This window comes from Pseudomonas fulva NBRC 16637 = DSM 17717 (assembly GCF_000730565.1).
In the GTDB taxonomy this organism is placed as follows: Bacteria; Pseudomonadota; Gammaproteobacteria; order Pseudomonadales; family Pseudomonadaceae; genus Aquipseudomonas; species Aquipseudomonas fulva.
Genome location: NZ_BBIQ01000021.1, coordinates 22,270 through 45,527, shown reverse-complemented (window position 1 = coordinate 45,527; position 23,258 = coordinate 22,270). Strand labels below are relative to the sequence as shown.

Annotated in this window: 20 protein-coding genes; 8 read left to right on the top strand and 12 right to left on the bottom strand. The window is 63.2% G+C overall.

The annotated features are described in order from the left end of the window. Nucleotides 1–24: 24 nt before the first annotated feature. The 8 genes from PFU01S_RS18275 to PFU01S_RS18240 form a co-directional block, all read right to left on the bottom strand. Nucleotides 25–279 carry a YkgJ family cysteine cluster protein gene (locus PFU01S_RS18275; RefSeq protein WP_027916297.1) on the bottom strand — a complete coding sequence of 85 codons (255 nt, stop codon included), beginning with the start codon at nucleotides 277–279 and terminating at the stop codon, nucleotides 25–27. A 126-nt stretch (nucleotides 280–405) separates the two neighbouring features. Continuing rightward, the gene (locus PFU01S_RS18270) at nucleotides 406–870 is read right to left on the bottom strand and encodes a hypothetical protein (protein WP_023533622.1); all 465 of its coding nucleotides are present in this window, start codon (nucleotides 868–870) and stop codon (nucleotides 406–408) included. 64 nt (nucleotides 871–934) lie between these two features. Then, entirely contained in the window at nucleotides 935–2,377 is a 1,443-nt protein-coding gene (locus PFU01S_RS18265) for an aminotransferase-like domain-containing protein (RefSeq protein ID WP_027916298.1), read from the bottom strand. Between the two features lie 292 nt (nucleotides 2,378–2,669). After that, nucleotides 2,670–3,479, bottom strand: a complete 810-nt coding sequence (locus PFU01S_RS18260; protein WP_371259684.1) for an OmpA family protein — start codon at nucleotides 3,477–3,479, stop codon at nucleotides 2,670–2,672. Next, nucleotides 3,479–3,832: a DUF4398 domain-containing protein gene (locus PFU01S_RS18255; protein WP_027916300.1), complete on the bottom strand. Its 354-nt coding sequence runs from the start codon at nucleotides 3,830–3,832 to the stop codon at nucleotides 3,479–3,481. Before PFU01S_RS18255 ends, PFU01S_RS18260 begins: the two co-directional genes overlap by 1 nt. Nucleotides 3,833–3,841: 9 nt before the next feature. Next, nucleotides 3,842–4,663: a substrate-binding periplasmic protein gene (locus tag PFU01S_RS18250; protein WP_027916301.1), complete on the bottom strand. Its 822-nt coding sequence runs from the start codon at nucleotides 4,661–4,663 to the stop codon at nucleotides 3,842–3,844. 74 nt (nucleotides 4,664–4,737) lie between these two features. Then, nucleotides 4,738–5,667, bottom strand: coding sequence for an electron transfer flavoprotein subunit alpha/FixB family protein (locus tag PFU01S_RS18245; RefSeq protein WP_028686599.1), 930 nt, complete (start codon nucleotides 5,665–5,667; stop codon nucleotides 4,738–4,740). Next, entirely contained in the window at nucleotides 5,668–6,417 is a 750-nt protein-coding gene (locus tag PFU01S_RS18240) for an electron transfer flavoprotein subunit beta/FixA family protein (protein WP_027916303.1), read from the bottom strand. A 575-nt stretch (nucleotides 6,418–6,992) separates the two neighbouring features. On the opposite strand from PFU01S_RS18240, the gene PFU01S_RS18235 reads away from it, so the two are divergent. Then, entirely contained in the window at nucleotides 6,993–8,657 is a 1,665-nt protein-coding gene (locus tag PFU01S_RS18235; protein ID WP_028686600.1) for an electron transfer flavoprotein-ubiquinone oxidoreductase, read from the top strand. Between the two features lie 93 nt (nucleotides 8,658–8,750). Here PFU01S_RS18235 and PFU01S_RS18230 read toward each other — a convergent pair whose 3' ends face one another. The 3 genes from PFU01S_RS18230 to PFU01S_RS18220 all read right to left on the bottom strand — a co-directional run bounded on the left by PFU01S_RS18230 (nucleotide 8,751) and on the right by PFU01S_RS18220 (nucleotide 11,246). Continuing rightward, complete coding sequence (locus tag PFU01S_RS18230; RefSeq protein WP_027916305.1) at nucleotides 8,751–10,070, bottom strand: MFS transporter; 1,320 nt, start codon at nucleotides 10,068–10,070, stop codon at nucleotides 8,751–8,753. A gap of 73 nt (nucleotides 10,071–10,143) precedes the next feature. Beyond that, the gene (locus tag PFU01S_RS18225; protein WP_028686601.1) at nucleotides 10,144–10,617 is read right to left on the bottom strand and encodes a response regulator; all 474 of its coding nucleotides are present in this window, start codon (nucleotides 10,615–10,617) and stop codon (nucleotides 10,144–10,146) included. Between the two features lie 152 nt (nucleotides 10,618–10,769). Then, entirely contained in the window at nucleotides 10,770–11,246 is a 477-nt protein-coding gene (locus tag PFU01S_RS18220) for a sigma-70 family RNA polymerase sigma factor (RefSeq protein WP_028686602.1), read from the bottom strand. 211 nt (nucleotides 11,247–11,457) lie between these two features. Between PFU01S_RS18220 and PFU01S_RS18215 the strand changes: the two genes are divergently transcribed. From PFU01S_RS18215 to PFU01S_RS18205, 3 genes are read left to right on the top strand one after another with little or no spacing between them, the layout of a single operon-like run. Continuing rightward, nucleotides 11,458–12,624 carry an efflux RND transporter periplasmic adaptor subunit gene (locus tag PFU01S_RS18215; RefSeq protein ID WP_027916307.1) on the top strand — a complete coding sequence of 389 codons (1,167 nt, stop codon included), beginning with the start codon at nucleotides 11,458–11,460 and terminating at the stop codon, nucleotides 12,622–12,624. Further along, nucleotides 12,625–14,589 carry a MacB family efflux pump subunit gene (locus tag PFU01S_RS18210; protein WP_028686603.1) on the top strand — a complete coding sequence of 655 codons (1,965 nt, stop codon included), beginning with the start codon at nucleotides 12,625–12,627 and terminating at the stop codon, nucleotides 14,587–14,589. It abuts the gene before it with no gap. Between the two features lie 3 nt (nucleotides 14,590–14,592). Next, nucleotides 14,593–16,008, top strand: coding sequence for an efflux transporter outer membrane subunit (locus PFU01S_RS18205; RefSeq protein ID WP_028686604.1), 1,416 nt, complete (start codon nucleotides 14,593–14,595; stop codon nucleotides 16,006–16,008). Between the two features lie 79 nt (nucleotides 16,009–16,087). On the opposite strand, the gene pvdP is transcribed toward PFU01S_RS18205, so the two are convergent. Then, the gene (gene pvdP / locus PFU01S_RS18200; protein WP_028686605.1) at nucleotides 16,088–17,716 is read right to left on the bottom strand and encodes a pyoverdine maturation tyrosinase PvdP; all 1,629 of its coding nucleotides are present in this window, start codon (nucleotides 17,714–17,716) and stop codon (nucleotides 16,088–16,090) included. Between the two features lie 211 nt (nucleotides 17,717–17,927). Here pvdP and PFU01S_RS18195 point away from each other — a divergent pair, with 211 nt between their 5' ends. From PFU01S_RS18195 to PFU01S_RS18180, 4 genes are read left to right on the top strand one after another with little or no spacing between them, the layout of a single operon-like run. Beyond that, a complete protein-coding gene (locus PFU01S_RS18195) occupies nucleotides 17,928–19,274 on the top strand; it encodes a dipeptidase (RefSeq protein WP_027916311.1) in 1,347 nt (448 codons plus the stop codon). A gap of 16 nt (nucleotides 19,275–19,290) precedes the next feature. After that, nucleotides 19,291–20,577, top strand: coding sequence for a pyoverdine-tailoring periplasmic protein PvdN (gene pvdN / locus PFU01S_RS18190; RefSeq protein WP_028686606.1), 1,287 nt, complete (start codon nucleotides 19,291–19,293; stop codon nucleotides 20,575–20,577). Nucleotides 20,578–20,614: 37 nt separating this feature from the next. Next, the gene (gene pvdO, locus PFU01S_RS18185) at nucleotides 20,615–21,517 is read left to right on the top strand and encodes a dihydropyoverdine dehydrogenase (RefSeq protein WP_033736625.1); all 903 of its coding nucleotides are present in this window, start codon (nucleotides 20,615–20,617) and stop codon (nucleotides 21,515–21,517) included. A gap of 27 nt (nucleotides 21,518–21,544) precedes the next feature. Further along, nucleotides 21,545–23,194, top strand: coding sequence for a cyclic peptide export ABC transporter (locus tag PFU01S_RS18180; RefSeq protein ID WP_028686608.1), 1,650 nt, complete (start codon nucleotides 21,545–21,547; stop codon nucleotides 23,192–23,194). The last annotated feature ends 64 nt before the right edge of the window (nucleotides 23,195–23,258 follow it).

The following is a 23,258-nucleotide window of genomic DNA, read 5'->3' as shown; positions in this document are numbered from 1 at the left end:
CCTTGTTGTCGAAGATCCAGCCTGTCACGCCGCCGTTACCCGCTCCCACCAGCCAAGAATCCTGATCGCCTCTTCATTGTCAGCACCGCACACCTCGGGATCGGCCTTGAACCCACCACAGACCGCCGGCCGCTCGGGTTTGCCGAACAGGTCGCACAGATTCGCAGGCGTCAGGTGCAGGCACCTCACACCTGCCGGCTTGCCCTCGGGCATCAGCGGCATGGCTGAAGTAATGGATGGCGCGATGCAACAGGCGCCGCAGCCTTCGCGGCATTTCATGGCATTCAAGTGAATCAGGACTCCAGAGTACGGGATAGGGCGGCACACACGGATAGTAACCGCTCAAACAGACGTTTGAAATTGCCGCCCTGATGAAAATCCACTGACCGGCCGGTCAGCTCCCATCTACTGACGGTACTCGAAATCGATGGCGGCGCCTTCGACATCCCGGCGGCTGTCATTGCGAAGCTGCAGTTGCATTTCGTTGCTGATCAAGCGGCCATTGAGTTGAAACGGGCTGTCGGCTTCGGACTTTTCGACGAACAGCGGCGGTAGCAACGGTTTGCGCTTCCTGATGGGCGAGGGTTCACCAACGTTCGGCTGCAGGTTATCGACCAGCTCGGTGGGCAAGCTCAGGTCGAGGTTGGTTTTCGGCAACGGCTTGGCCACTTGCTTGCTGACCTTTTTGTGCGTCGACTTGGCACGCTTGCTGGCTGCCTTGCGAGCACTTTGCTGTGCCTTCGGCTTGACTTGCGCTTTACCTGAAGCGGACTGTGCCTGGCTTGCTGGCTGGGCAGCCTGAGCTGGGCTGCCCGGCAAAGCCACAGGCAGCAGACACAAGACCAACAGATACCGGCGCAGTGCGTTCATGGCAAATGGACAGAACCCCATGGAAAATGCGTATGCTCCCTGTTCCGCAGCCGCCTGGCAAGCCTCACAAAAGTGGGATGGCAGGCTCCCTGCACAATTGTTGTGCCAGTAGTCCCAAGGTGATGACTGCGCGCTCGGCCTCCTTGTTCCATGGAATCCCGCAGTTCAGGCGGATACAGTGGTTGAACTGTTCGGTATTGCTGAAAATCAGCCCCGGCGCGATGCTGATCCCCTGTTCGAGCGCTCGCACGTGCAGCTCCTGGGTATTGACCCGGCCAGGCAAGCTCACCCAGAGAATGAAGCCGCCCGTTGGGCGAGTCATCTGAGTGCCCTCTGGAAAGTGCTGCTGCACGGCCAACTGATAAGCGCTGAGGTTCTTGCGGTATTCCTGGCGAATGAAGCGAAGGTGGCGATCATAACCCCCGTTTTCCAGGTATGCCGCCACCGCCATCTGGGTCACGCTGCACGCCGAGTGGGTGGTGAAGGTCTGCAAGCGCTGGATCTCGTCCTGGTAACGGCCTGCAATCATCCAACCCACACGCACGCCTGGCGACAGCGTCTTGGAGAAGCTTGAGCAGTAGATGACCCTGTCCAGCCGGTCGAAGGCCTTCAAGGCCTTGGTCTTGCCCTGCTCGAACATCAACTCGCCATAGATGTCATCTTCGACGATCTGGATGTCGTAGTCCGATGCCAGGCGCAGCAACTGCTTTTGCCGCTCTTCGGGAATGGTACCCCCTAGCGGGTTGCTCAACCGTGCGGTCAACACCAATGCCTTGATGGACCATTGATTGGCGGCCAGTTGCAAGGCCTCGAGGCTGATGCCGGTCGAGGGGTCGCTGGGGATCTCGATCACTTTCAATCCGAGCAAGTCCGCCAGCTGCAACAGACCGTAGTAGGTCGGCGACTCGGCCGCAATCAGGTCGCCGGGCTTGGTGAGCACGCGCAGCGACATTTGCAAGGCATCGACACAGCCATGGGTGACGATTACCTCCTGCGGGTCGACCAGCACACCAGCGTCGCGCATGCGAATGGCGATCTGCCGACGCAGAGGTTCGAAGCCTGGGCTGAACATGTAGCTGAAAGCACGCGGGCTGTGAAAGCGCGTCACTTTGGCCAGTTGCTGGTGCAGGGCACGCACCGGCAGATAGTCGACGTGCGGTACGGCCGCGCCGAAGGCGAATACGCCATCGCGGCGCGCTTCGGTCAGTACCTGCTGGATGATGCTGGCCCGGGTCACCAGACCGGGACGCTCCACGCGCGCGATGTCCGGCGTGGGCGCCGTGAGCGCCGGAGTCTGGTGCACATAGTAGCCAGACTGGGGACGCGCGCGAATCAACCCCTGGTCTTCCAGGTTGGCATACGCTTGCAGGACGGTGGCATGGCTGACATTGAGCTGCGCACTCATCTTGCGCACCGAAGGCACCCGTTCCCCGGGCTGGTAGACACCGCGCCGGATGTCTTCGGCCAGTTGCTGGGCGATACGCTGGTACAACAGCAGATTGGTCATGGCTGGATCTCGACGCGCGGACAGGCTCATTATTCTTGTGTCGCTCACTGCGGCTCAGGATACCGGAACAGTTGCAAAGTGTACTGGGACAGATGACAGGATAGTCAACGGTACACTTGCTTGGAAGCGATTTGCAGCGCCCGCGTGCGTGCGGTGCACAGGTAGGCTGATCTTGAACCTACCCAACAGGTGGCGAGTGCCCATGAGTCACTCAGGCGCAGAGGCAGCAGCTGCCATGCACCGCCCGTTTCGACGGCCAGCATGGGCCACTGCCCGAGCCTGCTATCAGCCGTCAGCGTGCCGGCGCAAGCTTGCCCTTGTCGTCGGAAAACACGATCTCGACCCGTCGATTTTGCGCCCTGCCCCGCTCCGAGGCGTTGACTTCAACCGGGTACTGGTCACCGTAGCCCTCCACCTGCATTCGCTTTTCATCGATGCCCAAGTCGGCCAGCATATCGGCCACGGCCTGCGCCCGGTCGCGGGACAGCTTGAGATTCTCTTCGGGCGTCCCCGTGCTGTCGGTATAGCCTTCGATGCGCACTATCCGGCGGGGGTTGAGCTGGAGGAACTGCACGAGCTTGAGCACCGTCCGGCTGGCCGAGTTCTTGAGATCGGCGCTGCCGGTATCGAACAATACATCACCCAGCGTCATGACCAGACCACGGTCGGGCTGCTCAGACGCCAGGGCGACGATCTGCGACTCGACCCATTTGCCCTGCTGCTGCACGCTGGCCAGCTTGGCCTCGCGCAGCGCCAGTTGCAGCCGTTGGCGTTCCAGGTCGAGCTTGGCCTGGCGCTCCTGATTCAGCGCAAGCTTGGCGTGCTCACTGGCGATTTCGCTGTAGCGTTGACTGAGGTAGGCGTAATGGCGTACATCGGCACCGGTACCCATGTAGCTGGACAAACGCTCTGCACGGGACAGCGACTCGCCGGCGCGAATCACATCACGCGGCGCGCTGCGCAGCACATCCGAGTCATCCTTGACCTTCTGGAAGCTGGCAGCGGCTTGATCCAGCGCGGCCGTGCTGCGCTGGCTGGCGCAACCGGTCAGCCCTGCTGCAAGGGCCAGCACTGTCAGTGCCGTGATAGAACCACGCGCCATCATGGCTGCACCTCCAGCTGCTTGCGCAAGCGCTTGATCCTCGATTGCAGCAATTGCAACTGCTCATCACTCTTTTGGTTCAACACCTGGGCCTCGGCCAGCCGAGCATCGAGCTCAGCCTGTTCGGCGCGCATGCGAGCGTCGCGAAAGTCTTGTGTGAGCATGTTTGTACGAGCACGTCCCAGTTTGTCTTCGGCCAGCTTGAACGCTTCGACCTGGTCGGTAGCACCAACCGCTTTCGCTTGTTCCAGGGCCTGCTCGGAAAGGCGCATCTGCTCATCCGGGGCAGGGTCATTGGCGCAGCCAGCCAGGGCAAACATGGCCATGGCAAGGATCAAAGGTTGGGTTTTCACGCGATCTTCCTAGTGTTTGGGGGCGTCGCCCTGCACCTGCAATTGAGCCTTCCAGCGCTCGAGATTGGCCTGCAGCACAGCATCGGACGTACCGGAGATGGGCAATTCTGTCAGCTTTTTCGCCAAATGCCCACGCAGCCAACTGTCATTGCACGCCGAGTCATGGGACAGCGCCAAGTACAGCCCAGGTCGGTCCACGGGTAGGCCGCGGGCAATCAGGGCATCGTTCATGCCCAGGCTCTGGACCATGGCCATGCCCGAATAGCGACCGGCCAGCACATAGTCCACCTGGCCGAGTACCAACTTTTGAAAGGCCTGGGTCAGGTTCTGCGCCATCACCGGTTTCAACTGGTCTTTGGCGAACGCGGTAAAGGCAGGGGTCAACCGCGCCCGTTCCGACAGACTGCCCCGATAACGCGCAAGGTCAGCTGGGCCATCGAAGGTCAACTCGGCATCGTGCCGCGTCCATACCAGGTACTCGTTGAGCTGCAGCGGCGGGTGGATGTAGTCCAGTGACGTCAATTGCTCCACTTGCAGCGGCGCATCGAGCAGCAGGTCCATGCGACCGCTGCGCACTTCCTCAAGGGCCTGGTCGCGCCTACCCGCGTTGAGCACTTCCACCTTGATTCCCAGCTCGCTCGCCACGTGGCGTAGCAGGTCGACGTTGGCGCCAATCAAGTGCTTGGGGTCTTTGGGGTCCTGCCACGAGTAAGGCGGCGCGTCGGGGCTGCCGGTGGCCACCAGGCGTTCGCACTTGCCTGCCGCCATCGCCAGCGGCGATACCAGAACTGTCATGCAGGCCAGCACCCTGCCCATTGCACGCAACCTCATCCCACACTCCTCGACCATAAAAAAACCCGGCCCTCAACGAGAGGGCCGGGTTCTTTATAAGTGAAGCCAGCGGATCAGACCAGCTTTTCCAGCTCCGGCACGGCTTCGAACAGGTCGGCAACCAGGCCGTAGTCGGCCACCTGGAAAATCGGTGCCTCTTCGTCCTTGTTGATCGCCACGATCACCTTGGAATCCTTCATCCCGGCCAGGTGCTGGATGGCGCCCGAGATACCCACGGCGATGTACAACTGCGGAGCGACGATCTTGCCGGTCTGGCCGACCTGCATGTCGTTGGGCACAAAGCCCGCATCGACGGCCGCACGGGATGCGCCAACAGCGGCGCCAAGCTTGTCGGCCAAGCTATACAGGTGGCTGAAGTTATCGCCGTTACCCATGCCGCGACCGCCGGAAACGACGATTTTGGCAGCGGTCAGCTCAGGACGATCGGACTTGGCCAGCTCTTCGGAAACGAACGCCGAAATGCCAGCATCGTGGGCAGCACCCACCGCCTCGACAGCGGCGGTGCCACCTTCGGCGGCCACGGCATCGAAGCCGGTGGTGCGCACGGTGATGACCTTCACGCTGGCGCTCGATTGCACGGTAGCGATGGCGTTACCCGCGTAGATCGGGCGCTTGAAGGTGTCGGCAGATTCGACCGAGATGATTTCGGAGATCTGATCGACGTCCAGCAGCGCTGCAACGCGCGGCAGGGTGTTCTTGCCATTGGTAGTGGCCGGGGCCAGCACGTGGCTGTAGCCCTGGGCAAGCTCGACGATCAACGGCGCAACGTTTTCGGGCAGCGCATGGGCGTAGGCGGCATTATCGGCGACCAGCACCTTGGCCACGCCAGCGATCTTGGCGGCGGATTCGCCAATGGCACCTACGTTCTGACCGGCGACCAGTACGTGCACGTCACCACCGATCTTGGCGGCGGCAGCAACGGTATTGAGGGTGGACGGTGCTACGGCACCGTTCTCGTATTCAGCGACAACCAGGATAGTCATTTAGATTACCTTCGCTTCGTTCTTCAGCTTCTCGACCAGTTCGGCCACCGATTTGACCTTGATGCCAGCGCCACGGGCAGCGGGTGCTTCGACTTTCAGGGTCTTGTTGGTAGAGACCAGGGAAACGCCCAGCGCATCTGGCGTCAGGGTCTCGAGCGGCTTCTTCTTGGCCTTCATGATGTTGGGCAACGACGCGTAGCGCGGCTCGTTCAGGCGCAGGTCGGTGGTGACGATGGCCGGCAGGTTGAGCGCGACGGTTTGCAGGCCGCCGTCGATTTCACGGGTGACGTTGAGCTTGTCGCCAGCGACTTCGACCTTGGACGCGAAGGTGCCCTGGGCGTAACCGGTCAGTGCGGCGAGCATCTGGCCGGTCTGGTTGTTGTCACTGTCGATGGCCTGCTTGCCGAGAATGACCAGCTGCGGCTGCTCCTTGTCGACCACGGCCTTGAGCGCCTTGGCCACTGCCAGGGAGTTCAGCTCGTCGGCTGCTTCGACCAGGATGGCGCGGTCGGCACCCAGCGCCAGGGCGGTACGCAACTGCTCCTGGGCGGTAGTCGGGCCGACGGATACGACCACGATCTCGGTCGCAACGCCTTTTTCCTTTAGGCGAACGGCCTCTTCCACGGCAATTTCGCAGAAGGGGTTCATGGACATCTTGACGTTAGCAAGGTCGACGCCGGAGTTGTCCGCCTTGACGCGAACCTTGACGTTGTAGTCGACCACTCGTTTGACAGCTACAAGAACCTTCATGGATTCCTCGTTACTCTCCGGTGAATAGATAGTCGCCTGGGACTAGGCCCTGCGATACGCGTGGGTACAAGGGCACCTCTGGAAACGAGCCGCAGACGAAGTTTTCATGGTGACCGCAACCAAGCGCGCCCCGACCCATCAGTCCTGTGCACATGCCTGGGGCAAAAATGCACGCGGGCCATTTGCTGTCGTGGCGTGTAGACTTCACTACAAACCGCTTGAACGCTTGAAAACCCTGCTCCACACCTGGTCTTTAGAGGTGTACCTGCGCCCGGCTGCATGCCTACGGCGAACGTAAAACCGCTCGTATCTTGACCGTATCACCCCATCCGGTCAATACGGCAAATCGGTCACCTTCCAGCCGCGTACCTTTGATTTTACTGGGCTGCGGCAAATTCAAACAAACGTTTGTATTGGACCGGTCAAGTGGTGTAGATATAATGCGCGTCTAAGACAAAACGGTGTAGTTCGTCATTTGCCCAGCTACAACCTGGTGGCCTCGCCACCGCTGCGAATGCCCGCGCACCCATAAGACAAAGCAACAGCTATGAGCCTTGATGAGTAGGAGAGAACCTGTGGAACGCGAATACATGGAATTCGACGTGGTCATCGTCGGCGCCGGCCCGGCGGGTCTGTCCGCCGCCTGCCGCCTGAAGCAGAAGGCCGCCGAAGCCGGTAGCGAAATCAGCGTCTGCGTGGTGGAAAAAGGCTCCGAAGTCGGTGCCCATATTCTCTCCGGCGCCGTGTTCGAGCCACGCGCCCTGAACGAGCTGTTCCCGGACTGGAAGGCGCTGGGCGCGCCGCTGAACACTGAGGTCAAGCGTGACGACATCTACGTGCTCAAGGATGCCGGCAGCGCCACCAAGGTGCCTGACCTGTTCGTGCCCAAGACCATGCACAACCAGGGCAACTACATCATCTCGCTGGGCAACCTGTGCCGCTGGCTGGCCCAGCAGGCCGAGAACCTGGGTGTCGAGATCTACCCAGGCTTCGCAGCCCAGGAAGCGCTGTTCGACAAGGACGGCGTCGTACGCGGCATCGTCACAGGCGACTTGGGTGTCGATCGCGAAGGCCAGCCCAAGGACGGTTTGTACACGCCGGGCATGGAACTGCGCGCCAAATACACCTTGTTCGCCGAAGGCTGCCGTGGCCATATCGGCAAGCAACTGATCAAGCGCTTCAAGCTTGATAGCGATTCGGATGTCCAGCACTACGGCATCGGGCTCAAGGAGCTGTGGGAAATCGACCCAGCCAAGCACCAGCAAGGCTTGGTGGTGCACACCGCCGGCTGGCCGCTGGACGTCATGGCCAAAGACAACACCGGTGGCTCGTTCCTTTACCACTTGGAGAACAACCAGGTGGTGGTCGGGCTGATCGTCGACCTGTCCTACGCCAACCCCTACCTGTCGCCCTTCGACGAGTTCCAGCGCCTGAAACACCACCCGGTGATCAGCCAGTACCTCGAAGGCGGCAAACGCATCAGCTACGGTGCCCGCGCCCTGGCCAAGGGCGGCATCAACTCGCTGCCCAAGATGGTGTTCAAGGGTGGCGCCCTGATCGGTTGCGACCTGGGTACCATGAACGTGGCCAAGATCAAGGGCAGCCATACGGCCATGAAGTCGGGCATGCTCGCCGCAGAGGCCGTCGCTGACGCCCTGATCGCCGGCAGTGAGGGCGGTGACCAGCTCGACAGCTATGTCAGTGCCTTCAAGGCCAGCTGGCTGCATGAGGAGCTGTTCGCCAGCCGCAACTTCGGCCCGGCCATGCACAAGTTCGGCCCGTTGCTCGGTGCTGCGTTCAACTACATCGACCAGAACTGGTTCGCCGGCAAGCTGCCCTTCACGCTGCGCGACACCAAGCCCGACTATGCCTGCCTGAAGCTGGCCGCGGACTCGCAAAAAATCGAGTACCCCAAGCCCGACGGCAAGCTCAGCTTCGACAAGCTCAGCTCGGTCTTCTTGTCCAGCACCAACCATGAAGAAGAGCAACCCTGCCACCTGAAGCTAGCCGATCCGAACATTCCGATCGCCAGCAACCTGCCGCTTTATGACGAACCTGCCCAGCGCTATTGCCCGGCAGGCGTCTACGAAGTGGTCACCCAGGAAGATGGCAGCAAGCGCTTCCAGATCAACGCGCAGAACTGCGTGCACTGCAAGACGTGCGACATCAAGGACCCGGCCCAGAACATCACTTGGGTCACGCCTGAAGGCGCTGGCGGGCCCAACTACCCGAACATGTAGTCACCTCGCTCTGCACGATACAAAAAGCCCCCGGTTCGAAAGAACCGGGGGCTTTTTTGCAGGGTGTGCTCCGAAACGGTGTGATTGTGAGTGTCAGGCCGTGCGCGGGAGCTCAAGCCCCGCTTCACCCGCCGCCATGGGCTCTCGCCGCCCGAAGTACACCGAGGTCATTACCCCTACCCCGCCCATCACCAGACAGAACCCGACACACACCCAAGGGCTCCATGGCATCAGTGCGATAAGCGCCAAGGGCGTGATACTGGCCCACAGCGCATAGGCCACGTTGTAGGTGAACGAAATGCCCGATACGCGAATCTGAGCAGGGAACAGCCCGACCATGACCGATGGCACCACGCCCACCACACCGCACGACAAGCCCGCCAGGGCATAGGCCACCCAGGTCATGCCCCAGTGCCCGATCAGGCTGGCATAGAGCACGCCGACCCCGAGGGGTAGCAGCACGCTGTACAACAGCAGCGCCCGCCACGCGCCCACGCGGTCGACCAGCAACCCGGCAAGCACACAGCCCAGGTTCAGAAACACGATGCCCACGCTGCTCAGGGCAAAGGTATCTCCCGCGCTCATGCCAAAGCGCTGCTGCATGACCGTCGGGGTGATCACCACCAGCACCACCACCGCCGAGGTCAGCACGCAGGTCAGCAGCGCCGCGGGTGCCAAAGCGCGTTTATGTTCGCCAAGCACCTGTCGCAAAGGAAACTTCACCGGCGCCTGTTGACTACGCAACGCCAGGAAAACCGGTGTTTCACTCAGCCAGCGGCGCAACCACACGCCGATGACCCCGAACACGCCCCCCAGCAGGAACGGATAACGCCAGGCGTAGCTGAGTATTTCCTCGGGCGAGAACACATGGGCCAGCAAGGTTGCCGTCAGTGCGCCCAGCAGATAGCCGAACGTGAGCCCGGCCTGCAGAAAGCCCAAGGCATAGCCGCGTCGCCCGGGCGGCGCATGTTCGGCAACGAAGGTCCAGGCACTGGGCACTTCACCACCGACCGCGGCCCCTTGCAGGATGCGTAGCGCCAGCAACAACAACGGCGCCGCGTACCCAATGTCGGCATACGTCGGCATGACGCCGATGAGCAGGCACGGCAGCGCCATCATCAAAATGCTCAGGCTGAACACGCGCTTGCGGCCCAGGTGATCAGCGAAATGCGCCATCAGGATGCCGCCCAGTGGCCGGGCCAGGTAACCGGTGACGAAGATGCCGAAGCTTTGCAGCAGCCGTAGCCATTGAGGCATCTCAGGCGGGAAGAACAGCTGGCTGAGGGTGAGGGCGAAGAAGACGAAGATGATGAAATCGTAGATTTCCAGCGCGCCGCCCAGCGCAGCCAGGCCCAGCGTCCGGTGGTCACGGCGGGTGAACCGGGGTGGACGAGCGGTATCGGTGGCAGTCATGGCAGGTTTCGCAGCAATGGTCAAAGGCCGGAGGATAGCAAATAGCGACCCGATTGCCCCTACCCTGCCTGGATCAGCGATGAAAGACCGTCTGGGCCAAGTTGCCGGGTGCTCTGGGGCCTCCCCTGCGCAACCCGTCCGGCATCCGTAGGGTGCCCACCACCAGGGGTGCGTCGACGATCGACATAAAGGACGCCAGGGCGGCATCGTCGGGCACGTGCGGCAGGCTCAGGCTGACCGCCTGGCGCTCGGCCTGGGGTACCGCAGGCACCTTCAGTTGGGCGCAATGGTAAAGCAGGGCATGCTGGATCTGCGTGCTGACCCGGCAAAACCGGGCCAGGTCCACGCCTGCGTGGCTGGCCAACTCGATATTGCCCAACAGCAGGTGGAAGGGCTGGAGGGCACCCAGCACCAGCCGCTGTAGCTCCTCGAAACTGTCGACGGGGGCAATACGGTAATACCCCAGGCCATTGAGCATACGCTCCAGTTGCAGGCGTTGGTGCGGGTGAGCATCGGCAATCAGGATACGCAAGGACTTGTTGGCCATGGTCGAACCTGGACAGTGGAGGGGCCGCCAAGACTTGGTCGAGCCCGTCAAGCCCTGGCCAAGTCCAGCATTGATACCCCTAGATACAAGCCGGGAAACCCTCGGAAAGCAAGCGGTGGCCCGACAGAATGTGCAGTTTGCGCGGCGTGCCGTCAGGACTCCCACTGGCGCATGCGTTGCCGGCAGTGCTTCATGGCATTGACGATGTGCTTTTCCACCAGGCTGCGCGACAAGCCCAGGCGTTCGGCAATCTGCGGATGGGACAAGCCTTCGAGCTTGCGCAGCAGAAAGCTGTCACGGCATGGCTTGGGCAGTTCGTCCAAGGCACGCTTGAGCAGGTCCAGGCGCTGGGCGTGGTGCATGTCCTGGGACCAGAGCGTGTGCTGCCACTGAATACCCTCATCGAGCACTTCCAGCGGTTCGGTCTGGCGAATCAAGTGACGCCGGTGTCGATCCACCACCAGGTTGAGCGCAGTGCGATAAAGAAACGCGCGGGGGTGCTCGATCACTTGCGCATCGACACGCTCCAGCACCCGGACGTAGGCGTCATGGGCCACATCCTCGGCAGCCTGGCGGCTACCGAGGCGTGCGCTCAGGAAATTGACCAACTCGCGATAATAGTGTTCCACGGCGGCACCCTGAATCGCCCGATGACGGCCCCGCGCAGCCCAGACGGGCGCAGGTGATATCAAATTGGAATCTTACAAATTATCATTACCCGCAGCAACCGACGTCGGTCGCCTGGCAAACCTAAATTAGCCGCCATGACCTTCGTTTAACGGGGACCTGCCTGCGCACAGGCACCGCCTGCGTTCAGGCCCAATTCGGCTGGAAGTCCCCATGAGACGTGCACCCGCTATTCGCCACCGCCTGCTTCTGGGCGGCTTAGCCCTGCTGAGCCTGGGCAGTCTTCTGGCCTGGCGTACCCTACCTTTGGGCGCGGTACCGACCAACACCGTCAGCGTGACGCGTGCAGACATCGAAAGCAGCGTCACCGCGCTGGGCACGCTGCAACCCAGGCGCTATGTGGATGTTGGCGCACAAGCGTCCGGGCAGATTCGCACGCTCCATGTCGAAGCCGGCGATACCGTGCGCAAGGGACAACTGCTGGTGGAGATTGACCCGTCCACACAGCAGGCGCGCGTGGATGCCGGGCGCTTCTCCATCGACAACCTCAAGGCGCAGCTCGCCGAGCAGCGCGCCCAGTTCAAACTGGCCAGGCAGCAGCTCGCCCGCCAGCGCAGCCTAGCCGATGCCGGCGCCACCCGCGAAGAGGATGTGCAGGCGGCCGATGCGCAGCTCAGCGTCACCCAGGCGCGTATCGACATGTACCAAGCGCAAATCCGCCAGGCCCAGGCGAGCCTGCGCAGTGACGAAGCCGAGTTGGGCTATACCCGTATCTACGCCCCGATGGATGGCACCGTGGTGGCGGTGGATGCCCGTGAAGGCCAGACCCTCAATGCCCAGCAACAAACCCCATTGATTCTGCGCATCGCCAAGCTCTCGCCGATGACGGTGTGGGCGCAGGTGTCGGAGGCCGATATCGGCAAGGTCAAGCCCGGCATGACGGCCTATTTCACGACACTGGCCGGCGGCAAGCGCCGCTGGAGCAGCCGCGTCAGGCAGATCCTGCCGATTCCACCCAAACCGCTGGAGCAAACCAGCAGCGGTGGCGGCAGCCCGGCGAGCGCGACCAATGGCGCCACCGGTACTCAGGTGGTGCAGTACACCGTCTTGCTGGATGTGGAGAACCCTGACGGTGCGCTGATGGCCGAAATGACCACGCAAGTGTTCTTCGTCGCCGGGCAGGCCAGCGGTGTACTGACCGTACCCCTGGCTGCGCTGGACGAACAGGATGGCGTGCACATGGCACAGGTGCTCGCCCCCGATGGCCAGGTGCGACCGCGTCAGGTACGAACAGGGCTGAGCGATCGCCTGCGTGTGCAGGTGCTCGATGGCCTGGGCGAAGGTGAGCGGTTGCTGATCGGCCAAGGCAGTGGAGGCTGAATGACCACGCCCCTGATCGAACTGCGCGACATCTGCAAGGCTTACGGCGGCTTCGGCACCCCCAAGGTGGACGTGCTGCGGGGTATCAGCCTGCGCATTCATCCCGGTGAGTTCGTTGCGATCGTAGGCGCTTCGGGCTCCGGAAAATCGACCCTGATGAACATCCTCGGTTGCCTGGACCGCCCCACCAGCGGCAGCTATCACTTCGCGGGGATGGACGTGGCCGAGCTGGGCAACGATGAGCTGGCTTGGCTGCGCCGTGAGGCGTTCGGATTCGTCTTTCAAGGCTATCACCTGATCCCCTCCGGCTCTGCGCTGGAAAACGTAGAGATGCCGGCCATCTATGCCGGCATCCCGGCCCAGGAGCGCCACGCCCGCGCCGCGGCCCTGCTGGAGCGGCTAGGCTTGGCAAGCCGCACCGCCAACCGCCCGCATCAACTGTCGGGCGGTCAGCAGCAGCGGGTGTCGATTGCCCGCGCCTTGATGAACGGTGGCCACATCATCCTCGCCGACGAGCCTACCGGCGCCCTGGACAGCCACAGCGGCAAGGAAGTCATGGCGTTGCTGGACGAATTGGCCAGCCAAGGTCATGTGATCATCCTGATCACCCACGACCGAGATGTCGCGGCCCGCGCGCACCGGGTCATCGAGATCCGCGACGGCCTCATGATCAGCGACTCGGCCGATGAGCGCGACGGCACAGCCCGCCACCCAGGCCTGCAGGCCGATGATCTGCGTCAGCGCCTGGACCAGGGGGCGCAGTTGCGCGGCGCCTGGAAAGGCGAGCTGGTCGAAGCACTCCAGGCAGCCTGGCGCATCATGTGGATCAATCGCTTTCGCACGGCGCTCACCTTGCTGGGTATCGTCATCGGGGTAGCCTCGGTTGTGGTCATGCTGGCCGTGGGCGAAGGCAGCAAGCGCCAGGTGATGGCGCAGATGGCCGCGTTCGGCTCGAACATCCTTTATCTCAACGGCAAGCCGGCGACACTCGGCGAGCCGGCAGGCACCGTCACCCTGGACGATGTCGCGGCCATCGGCGAATTGCCGCAGGTCAAGCACGTCATGCCCGTGATCGGGGAAAAGCTCATGGTGCGCCAGAACAACACCAGCCAGATGTTTTACGTGGGCGGCAACAACACTTGGTTCGAGGACATTTTCAACTGGCCCGTGGTGGAAGGCTCATTCTTCAGCCAGGCCGACGAAGCCGCCGCGGCGGCGGTCGCCGTGATTGGCCAGAAAGTGCGGGAAAAGATGCTGGGCGACCATGCCAACCCGATCGGTCAATACCTGCTGATCGGCAACGTGCCATTCCAGGTGATCGGCATACTGGCGGGAAAAGGCGCCAGCTCCGGCGACCAGGACAGCGACGGGCGTATCGTGGTGCCGTACTCGGCCGCCGCCATCCGCCTGTTCGGTCATCGCGACCCCGACTACATCACCATTGCGGCGCGCGATTCGACCCAGGTCAACGCGACCGAGGCGGCCATCGATCACCTGTTGCGCCAACGCCACCAGGGCCGCCACGATTTCGAACTGACCAACGATGCGGCGTTGATCCAGGCCGAGGCACGCACCCAGAGCAGCCTATCGCTGATGCTAGGCGCCATCGCGGCCATCTCGCTACTGGTGGGCGGCATTGGGGTGATGAACATCATGCTGATGACCGTGCGCGAGCGTACCCGCGAAATTGGTATCCGCATGGCCACCGGAGCCCGCCAGCGCGACATCATGCGCCAGTTCCTCAGTGAGGCGGTCATGCTCTCGATGGTGGGCGGGCTCAGTGGCATCGTCCTGGCCTTGGTCGTCGGCGCCGGCTTGATGCTGGCCGATATCGCGGTGGCCTTCGCGCTGCCAGCCATGCTTGGCGCTTTTACCTGCGCTGTGATCACCGGCATCGTGTTCGGCTTCATGCCCGCACGCAAAGCCGCCCGACTCGACCCGGTCAAAGCCCTTACCAGCGAATAAGCCATGCCCTTGCCAAGCCGCATCAGCCTGTTGACCCTTTGCCTGGCGTTCGCCGGGTGCAGCCCACCCACCCTGCCCCAGGCAGCGGTCGATATGCCGCGTACCTGGCAGGGCCCGACACACGCTTTCGGTGAGGCCGACCGACCGGCGCGTCAGTGGTGGCAGTCCTTCAACAGCCCCGAGCTGGACAGCCTGGTGCAACGCGCCCTGCTTAACAGCCACGATCTGGCGGCCGCCACCGCACGCATCCGGCAGGCCAGAGCGCGAGCCGCCATCGCCAACGCACCCCTGCTGCCAGCGGTCGAGCTGGGCGTGGATGCCAGCCGCCAGCGGCTGCTCAAGGGTGAGGGTTATAACGACCTCGATGTCACCCGTAGCGAGCGCACCAGTACCGCGTTCGATACCCAGCTCAGTGCCAGCTATGAAATCGATTTCTGGGGCGGCCTGCGGGCTAGCCGCGACAACGCCCTGCGCACATTGCAAGCCAGCCGCTTCGACCGGCAGACGGTGCAGTTGACCCTGCTCAGCGACATCGCCGACACGTATCTGCAGGGCCTGGCCTTAGCCGAACAACTGCGCATCGCCCAACTGAACCTGGACAATGCACGGGGCATTTTGCGCCTGGTCCAGGCACGCCAGCGCGCAGGCTCGGCAACACGCCTGGAGCTTGCCCAGCAGCGCAGCCTGGTCGCGGCCCAGGAGCGTCAGGTCCCCCTGATGGCGCAACGCGTGCAAGACACCCGCATCACCCTTGCAACATTGCTCGGCGACCCAGTACAGCAACTGCCGACCAGCCGCCAGCCGTTCGCCAGCGTGGCCTGGCCGACGGTTGACAGCGGCCTGCCCAGCGACCTGCTGACCCGTCGCCCCGATATCGCCGCCGCCGAGGCCCGCCTGGCAGCGGCCAACGCCAACGTGCAGGTGGCCCGGGCGGCCATGCTGCCCAAGGTAACCCTTGGCGCCACCCTGGGCAGCGGCGCGCGCACCTTCGCCCAGACGCTGGAAAGCCCCTATTACACCCTGACCTCTGGTCTGCTTGCGCCGATTTTCGACAACGGCAGGCTCAGGGCTTCCCGCGATCTGGCCGAGGCCGAGCAGGCCGAACTGCTGGAGCAGTATCGCAGCAGCATTCTCGCTGGCCTGAGCGATGTGGAGAAGGCGCTCAATGCCCTGGACGGAGTCGACCGCCAACGCCACTGGCAGGACGAAGAAGTGCGACAAGCTCAACTGGCCTTTGACCTGGCCGAACAGCGCTATGGCGCAGGCGCCGAGACCGTACTGACCGTGCTGGAAACCCAGCGCACGCTGTATGTAGCCCAGGATCAGCAGGCAACGCTTCGCCTGGCCCGCTTGCAAGCGAGCGTGGCGCTTTACAAGGCGCTCGGTGGTGGGTGGCAGGTGGGCGGTGATGCCCCTTAGGCGCAACGCTGGGCTGGAAAAACGCCAGGGTCGCCCAGGCCGCTGCGCGGCCTATCGCGGCATGAATCTCCATGAACCCTCACCGCAATGGCCGCGTCACCTTGAGATGCCGGGCATACCATGGCCGCTGCGGCACCTTGGGCCGTAACGCGGCGAAACGATCATCCTCGGCATAGATGATGCGCAGGGCCAGCTTCATGGTCTCCGGGTCCATCTCCACACTCCGCCCTGGGCGCAGCCCAGGCGCTGTGGAGCATCCATGGGTATCAGGCCCCAGCCAGGGGTCGGCAACTTCCACCCATCGCCCCGGTGCGAACCAGGGCACGCCGTTGACGTCCAGGCGCCACACTTCACCAGGATGAAGCCGTTCATGGGCCTGGAACCAGTCCTCGATGCGGTCGTCGACCCAGCCATGAAAGCGCCAGAACACCGGGTTCACATGGGATGAAAAAGGGTCGCCGAGAAAATCGTTCTCGGCGCCATACCAGCGTTGGGCATAGTCGTCGGGCGTGCGCGCCATCGGCACCGGCATGCCGTTGGCCGGATCGCGCGGCACCGAGGCCCAGCGCATGTGCAGCCAGTCATGCAAGCCCAGCTCCAGCTCTGAGCCAAACTGCCCCAAGGTCAAGGTACTGAGGTAATGCGGATCGCTGTAGCGCGACTCCCAGACCTGGAAGTTGCCGTAGAACGTGTCCGGGCTCTTGATGTCACGCACCCACTGGGTGTACTCCTCGTCATCATCGGCCAGCCATGTCGGCGGCAAGGCGTTGCCGTCATGGTTGTCGAAGTAGGCTGCGAACCCTACGCGGTCGCGCTCGAGCGCTGGCTGGGGCAAAGGAAAACGCGGCCACGACGGTAACGGCTCAATGGCCCTGGCGTTGCCCAGCATGTGCCGATGCATGAACAGAAAGTCCTCGCCGGAGCCGTTGCGGTCCTTGTGCCGGCCCCGTGCATCACGCTCGCGCGCCCTCGGCCCTGGCTGCCAGCCAAGCCCGCGCAACGCACCGCGCTTTTCGTCATCGAGCTTGTGCCACTTGTCCCGCGACGCATGCCAGAGCTGGTGAAACAGCCGGTGTTCCGGCGCGATCAGCTTCGCCAGCAACGGCGCCGACAATGGCGTGCGCTCCCGCGCTTCGGGGAACGTTCTTTTCAGCGCCAGGAAACGGTTGTCCTGCACGGGCAGCGCCAGTGGCCGCTCAAGCGCCGCCACGTGCCCGCTCAAGGTCGCAGGCCCTGCGTTGCCGTACGCCCCCCAGACCTCGTCAAGCACAACCTGGCACTCGTAGCGTGCCCCCAGGGGGTTGGCGTCTGTGGCCAACAGCCGCCAGCGCAGTGTCCCTGGTCGGTCGAGCAACAAGTCAGCCACCACCCGATAGCGTGGCTCCAGGGTGCTGCGCAAACGTTCAGGGGTGTCGAGGTAGCCGCGCAACCCCCGCCCGCTCGAGGCCACATCCAGGAAAAGCTCAAGCTCCCCTGACGGCATACCGGCGAGCCCGGCCTCGCAGCCTTGAGGTGTCCAGCGCCAGATACCGCGCAAGGTGTCGCCCAGCTGCCTGACAGGCGTATCGGCAAGTTCCACCACCGCCTCGCCGGGGGTCTCAGGGTATTGCTCTTCACTGGCTCGCCGCCGCTGCAGGTACCGCGCGCCTGGCACTGCCATACCCGTCAATGCCACACCGGCGATGAACCCGCGTCGAGAAATCGTCATTGCCCTACCTGTGCTTTCACTTCGGCCATGGAGCACGGCCCATCCAAGGCTAGGACGTGGCTCGGCGGGCGAAATTTAGCGCTGCAGTGCGCCCTGGCACCTGTCTTCAGTCAACGGGCGGGCGCTTAAATTTCCGCTATCGCAGCTCGTTCCCTCCAGGTAGCGGCGGCATCCAAGCCCATCCCTCGACGGTGAACCTACTGAGACCAAGATGACGACACCACGCTGGAAAAAAGCCTTGTATATCAGCCTGGCCGCGGCCGTGACCGCCGGTGCCGGGTGGGCGGCCTGGGACTATCTCGACACGCCGTCAGGCTACCCCAGGGACGTCATGCGCCAGGCCAATGACCTGCAGGAACGCCTGCTTTCGTTCGACAGCCACATCACACTGCCGCTGACCTTCGGCACCGAAGGCAGCGAAGCCGACCAAGACGGTGCTGGTCGCTTCGACCTGAACAAAGCTGCGCGCGGGCGCCTGTCTGCCGCTGCCCTGACCATTTTCGCCTGGCCCGAATCCTGGACCGGCGACGATGGCCCACACCGCCCTACCCCCGGCTTCGTCGAGGCCGCCCGCCACACGCAAGAGGTGCGCTACAACGCCATCATGGGCATGGTCCGCGACTTCCCCGAACGGGTGGGCGTTGCCTATACCCCGCAGGACATGCGCAGGTTGCACGGCGAAGGCAAGTTTGCGGTGTTGCTCAGCATGCTCAATGCCTACGCACTGGGCGACGACCTGGACCAGCTGGACCGTTGGGCTGCGCGCGGCGTGCGCCTGTTCGGCTTCAGCTACGTAGGCAACAACAGCTGGGCCGACTCCTCGCGCCCGCTGCCCTTTTTCAATGACACCGTCGATGCACTCGAAGGCCTGTCATCCATCGGCAAGCAGGCAGTACAGCGCCTGAACGATCTGGGGGTGATCATCGACGTGTCGCAGATGTCCAGCCAGGCCCTGGCCCAGGTCGTGGCGCTCAGCCGGGCACCGGTGGTGGCGTCGCATTCGGCGCCCCGGGCGATGGTCGACATCCGCCGCAACCTGTCGGACAAGGAAATGCAACTGATCAAGGACAGCGGCGGTGTCATCCAGATCGTCGCCTTCTCCACCTACCTCAAGCCCTTGAGCAACAAAACCCAGGAGCGCCTCAACGCGCTGCGCAGCGACTATGCCCTGCCGCCCCTGGCTGACCTGAACTACGCCCTCATGCCGGGCGACCCCGTTATCGCGGGCTGGCCGGAACAGAAAGTGGGCCAGTACGCCAATGCGTTGTACGCCATTCTCGACGAAGAACCGCCAGCCACGCTCAAGGACTACGGCGACGCCATCGACTACGCGGTGCGCAAGGTCGGCATCGACCATGTAGGCCTGAGTTCGGACTTCAACGAAGGCGGTGGCATTGACGGCTGGCAGGACGCCAGCGAGGCCCGCAACGTCACGGCCGAACTGATTACACGGGGTTACTCCGAAGCTGACATCAGCAAGCTGTGGGGCGGCAATTTCCTGCGTGTCTGGCAGCAGGTGCAGGCGGCAGCGGCCCCTGGCGCCACCCCCTCACGATGATGATGCGAGCCCTCAGATGAACGACCGTCGCGCCTTTCTCAAGCAGGCCAGCCTGCTCGCTGCCAGCCTGCCACTGGCAAGCCATTTGATACCCGCCGCCCAGGCAGCGCCCACACGGGCCGCAGGCTCTGACGCCTGGGCGGGCTTTCGCAGCTTGTTCGACCTCGACCCAGCCTACGCCCACTTCGCCAACTTTCTGATCACCTCGCACCCAAAACCGGTACGCGACGCCATCGAGGCTCTGCGCGCGCAATTCGATCGGCACCCGGCCCGGCTGGTGGACTGGGATAGCCAGTCGGAATGGAAGCACGAAGCGCAGGTCCGCGAAGCGGCGGCCCGTTACCTGCAAGTCGCCCCACGGCAAATTGCCCTGACCGGCAGCACGACAGAGGGGTTGGGCCTGATCTACGGCGGGCTCAAGATAGCACCCGGGCAAGAGATCCTGACGACGGTGCACGAGCACTCGGCAGCGCGCCACACGTTGGACTTTCGCACCGCCCGCGATGGCACCCCGGTACGCCGGCTGCGCCTGTTCGACGAGCCGTGGAACCTGTCCACCGACCAGGTGCTGAGCACCATCAAGGCGGCCATCAACCCCAAGACCCGCGTGCTGGGCATGACCTGGGTGCATTCGGGCAGTGGCGTGAAGCTGCCGGTGGGCGCCATCGGCGAACTGGTGCGCGAGGCCAACCGGGACCGCGCCGAGCATGAGCGCATCCTGTACGTCGTCGACGGCGTGCATGGCTTTGGTGTAGAGGACATGCACTTTGCCGAGCTCAACTGCGACTACTTCATTGCCGGCACGCACAAGTGGATGTTCGGCCCGCGCGGCACAGGGATCATCTGCGCGGCCAGCACCGCACTCGACAACCTGAACCCCCTCATCGCGACTTTTTCCGAAGATGAGGATTTCGCCACCACCTTCACCCCAGGCGGCTATCACGCCTTCGAGCACCGATGGGCGCTGGGCGCAGCCTTCGACTTGCACCTGCGGCAGGGCAAGGCCGCCATACAGGCACGCATTCACGGCCTCAACGACTACCTCAAACAGCGGCTCGAAACGATGCCGGGCGTGCAACTGGTCACGCCGCGCAGCACTCGCCAATCGGCAGGTTTCACCTTCTTTCGGGTAGCCGACCAGGATGCCGACGAGGTCGCCGCCTACCTCAACAGCCAGCGCATCGTCGTCGATGCGGTGTCGCGCGACGTGGGCCCGGTGGTACGCACTGCACCGGGCCTGCTCAACACCGAAGCCGAAATCGACCGGCTGATCGCTGTGCTCACTCCACGCTTGCGCCGCTGAACCCCTCATGCAGACCATCGATCACGGACTTTTCACCATGCCCAACCTGCCTTGCGTTTCATTCAAGCCATTGTCCAGCACCCTGTACAGGCTCGGCACTGCCGTGCTGCTCGGCCTGCTGGCCAGCCCTGCCGTACACGCGGGCGAAGCGATCAAACCCGGTAGCGTTTTCAAGGACTGCCCACATTGCCCGGAAATGGTAGTGCTGCCCGCCGGCAGTTACCTGATGGGTACCCCGGAGGATGAAGTGGGTCGCGAATACGATGAGGGCCCGCAGCATACCGTGACCTTCGCCAAACCGTTCGCGGTGGGCCGCTTCCCGGTCACCGCAGGCGAGCTGGATGCGTACATCCGGGAAACCGGGGTCAAGATCGCCGATGGCGACACCCGTCCTGGCCGCTTCTGCAAGGCCAGCAAACCCACCTACAAGCAGGGCCCTCGCCAGCCGGCGGTGTGCATCAGCTGGTTCGACGCCGATGCGTATGCTCAATGGCTGACGAAAAAAACCGGGCACACTTACCGCCTGATCAGCGAGGCGCAGCGCGAATACGCCGCCCGGGCCGGCTCCACTGGCTCTTTCCCGTTCCCCTTCGACAACAACGACGAGAAGGCCTACAGCATCAGCCAGCACGCCAATACCTATGGCCCTGCCGATGGCTACTCCTACACCGCGCCCGTGGGCAGCTACCCGGCCAATGCCTTTGGCGTGTACGACATGCACGGCAATGTCTACGAGTGGACGGCCGACTGCCTGAACCCAGACTACGAAGGTGCGCCTGCCGATGGCAGCGCCTGGAAAACCGGCAACTGCGAGAAACGCGTCATGCGCGGCAACGACTGGGGCGAGGCCCCGGTGTTCTCGCGCTCGGGCAACCGCAACAACCGCTCGCCCGAGGTTCGCGGCGATTTCCTTGGTTTCCGAGTCGTCCGCGAACTCTGACAGCCCCACGCGATTGAGGAGAAACACATGACCCATCAACCTCGTGGCGCCGTCAGGGAACTGTTCGGCCTGCTCAAGCCGTTCTGGCCTCTGGTCACGGTTTGCATCGTCCTGGGCATGATCGGTGGCCTGAGCGTCACCGCTTTGCTGGCCACCATCAACAGCAGCTTGCACAGCGACGCCGGCCTGACGCAAGGCGTGGTACTGGGCTTCGCTGGCCTGTGCCTGCTGGCCCTGCTCAGCTCGGTTCTGTCCGACATGGGCACCAACTACGTAGGCCAACACGTCATCGCCACCTTGCGTCGTCAGCTGGGTGAGAAGGTGCTGGCCGCGCCCATCGACCAGATCGAGCGCTACCGCAGCCATCGGCTGATCCCGGTACTGACCCATGACGTGGACACCATCAGCGACTTCGCCTACGTCTTCGCCCCGCTGGCCATCTCGCTCACCGTGACGCTGGGGTGCCTGGGCTACCTGGCGCACCTGTCCTGGCAGATGTTCCTGGTGATACTGGTGGCCATCGGCGTGGGCACCGTGCTGCAGTTCATCGCCCAGGCCAGAGGCATGCGGGGCTTCGAAGCCGCCCGGGAAGCGGAGGACGACTTGCAGAAACACTACAGCGCCATCGCCGAAGGGGCCAAGGAACTGCGCATTCACCGGCCGCGCCGCCAACGGATGTTCAGCCACGGCATCCGCGACACGGCCAATCGGATCTGCGTCACCCAGGTCCGTTCGATCAACACCTTCGTGATCGCCAAGACCCTGGGCTCGATGTTGTTCTTCGTGGTGATTGCGGTGGCGCTGGCCCTGCAATCGTACTGGCCCTCGACAGACAAGAGCGTTACCAGCGGTTTCGTGCTGGTGCTGCTGTACATGAAAGGCCCGCTGGAGCACCTGATCAGCACCCTGCCGATCATCGGCAAGGCCCGGATCGCCTTTCGTCGTATTGCTGCGCTGTCGACGCAGTTCTCCTCGCCCGAACCACACCTGCTGCTGGACGACGCACGCAAACCGACCATGGCCATGAACGCGCTCGAACTTAAGGACGTTCGCTACACCTTCCCTGCCGTGGAGGGCGCCGAGCCCTTCCAGTTCGGGCCGGTGAACCTGCGAGTCCAGCAAGGCGACATCGTGTTCATCGTCGGTGAAAACGGCTGCGGCAAGACCACCCTGATCAAGCTGCTGCTGGGCTTGTACGCCCCGCAAGGCGGGAGCATCGTGCTCAACGGCCAGCCCGTGACGGCCCAGACCCGCGATGACTACCGCCAGCTGTTCACCACCATCTTCGCTGACTACTACCTGTTCGACGACGTGATCCAAGGCGATCAACCGCTACCCGATGACGCCGGGCGCTACCTCAGGCGCCTGGAGATCGACCACAAGGTGAGCATTCGTGACGGGGTGTTCAGCACCACCGACCTGTCCACCGGTCAGCGCAAGCGCCTGGCGCTGGTCAGCGCCTGGCTGGAGGAGCGTCCCGTACTGGTGTTCGATGAATGGGCCGCCGACCAGGATCCGACCTTCAGGCGGATCTTCTACACCGAGCTGCTGCCGGACCTGAAGCGGCTGGGCAAGACCATCATCGTGATCTCCCACGACGATCGCTACTTCGATATGGCCGACCACTTGGTGCGCCTGTACCGCGGCAAGATCGCGCCAGCACTCCACCCCGCCTGAAGCGTTGTAACCGGACTGAAATTTTTTCTTTCCGGTTTTCCTACGCTGGTGCGTCTCACTGAGC

Excerpts from the sequence above, each read along its gene's own strand:
- PFU01S_RS18215 (WP_027916307.1), top strand. The coding sequence starts at position 11,458 with ATGAGACGTGCACCCGCTATTCGCCACCGCCTGCTTCTGGGCGGCTTA.
- PFU01S_RS18240 (WP_027916303.1), bottom strand. The coding sequence starts at position 6,417 with ATGAAGGTTCTTGTAGCTGTCAAACGAGTGGTCGACTACAACGTCAAG.
- PFU01S_RS18195 (WP_027916311.1), top strand. The coding sequence starts at position 17,928 with ATGACGACACCACGCTGGAAAAAAGCCTTGTATATCAGCCTGGCCGCG.
- PFU01S_RS18230 (WP_027916305.1), bottom strand. The coding sequence starts at position 10,070 with ATGACTGCCACCGATACCGCTCGTCCACCCCGGTTCACCCGCCGTGAC.
- PFU01S_RS18245 (WP_028686599.1), bottom strand. The coding sequence starts at position 5,667 with ATGACTATCCTGGTTGTCGCTGAATACGAGAACGGTGCCGTAGCACCG.
- PFU01S_RS18260 (WP_371259684.1), bottom strand. The coding sequence starts at position 3,479 with ATGGCGCGTGGTTCTATCACGGCACTGACAGTGCTGGCCCTTGCAGCA.
- pvdP (WP_028686605.1), bottom strand. The coding sequence starts at position 17,716 with ATGACGATTTCTCGACGCGGGTTCATCGCCGGTGTGGCATTGACGGGT.
- PFU01S_RS18275 (WP_027916297.1), bottom strand. The coding sequence starts at position 279 with ATGAAATGCCGCGAAGGCTGCGGCGCCTGTTGCATCGCGCCATCCATT.
- PFU01S_RS18210 (WP_028686603.1), top strand. The coding sequence starts at position 12,625 with ATGACCACGCCCCTGATCGAACTGCGCGACATCTGCAAGGCTTACGGC.
- PFU01S_RS18180 (WP_028686608.1), top strand. The coding sequence starts at position 21,545 with ATGACCCATCAACCTCGTGGCGCCGTCAGGGAACTGTTCGGCCTGCTC.
- PFU01S_RS18270 (WP_023533622.1), bottom strand. The coding sequence starts at position 870 with ATGAACGCACTGCGCCGGTATCTGTTGGTCTTGTGTCTGCTGCCTGTG.
- PFU01S_RS18205 (WP_028686604.1), top strand. The coding sequence starts at position 14,593 with ATGCCCTTGCCAAGCCGCATCAGCCTGTTGACCCTTTGCCTGGCGTTC.
- PFU01S_RS18250 (WP_027916301.1), bottom strand. The coding sequence starts at position 4,663 with ATGAGGTTGCGTGCAATGGGCAGGGTGCTGGCCTGCATGACAGTTCTG.
- PFU01S_RS18225 (WP_028686601.1), bottom strand. The coding sequence starts at position 10,617 with ATGGCCAACAAGTCCTTGCGTATCCTGATTGCCGATGCTCACCCGCAC.
- pvdN (WP_028686606.1), top strand. The coding sequence starts at position 19,291 with ATGAACGACCGTCGCGCCTTTCTCAAGCAGGCCAGCCTGCTCGCTGCC.
- PFU01S_RS18265 (WP_027916298.1), bottom strand. The coding sequence starts at position 2,377 with ATGACCAATCTGCTGTTGTACCAGCGTATCGCCCAGCAACTGGCCGAA.
- pvdO (WP_033736625.1), top strand. The coding sequence starts at position 20,615 with ATGCCCAACCTGCCTTGCGTTTCATTCAAGCCATTGTCCAGCACCCTG.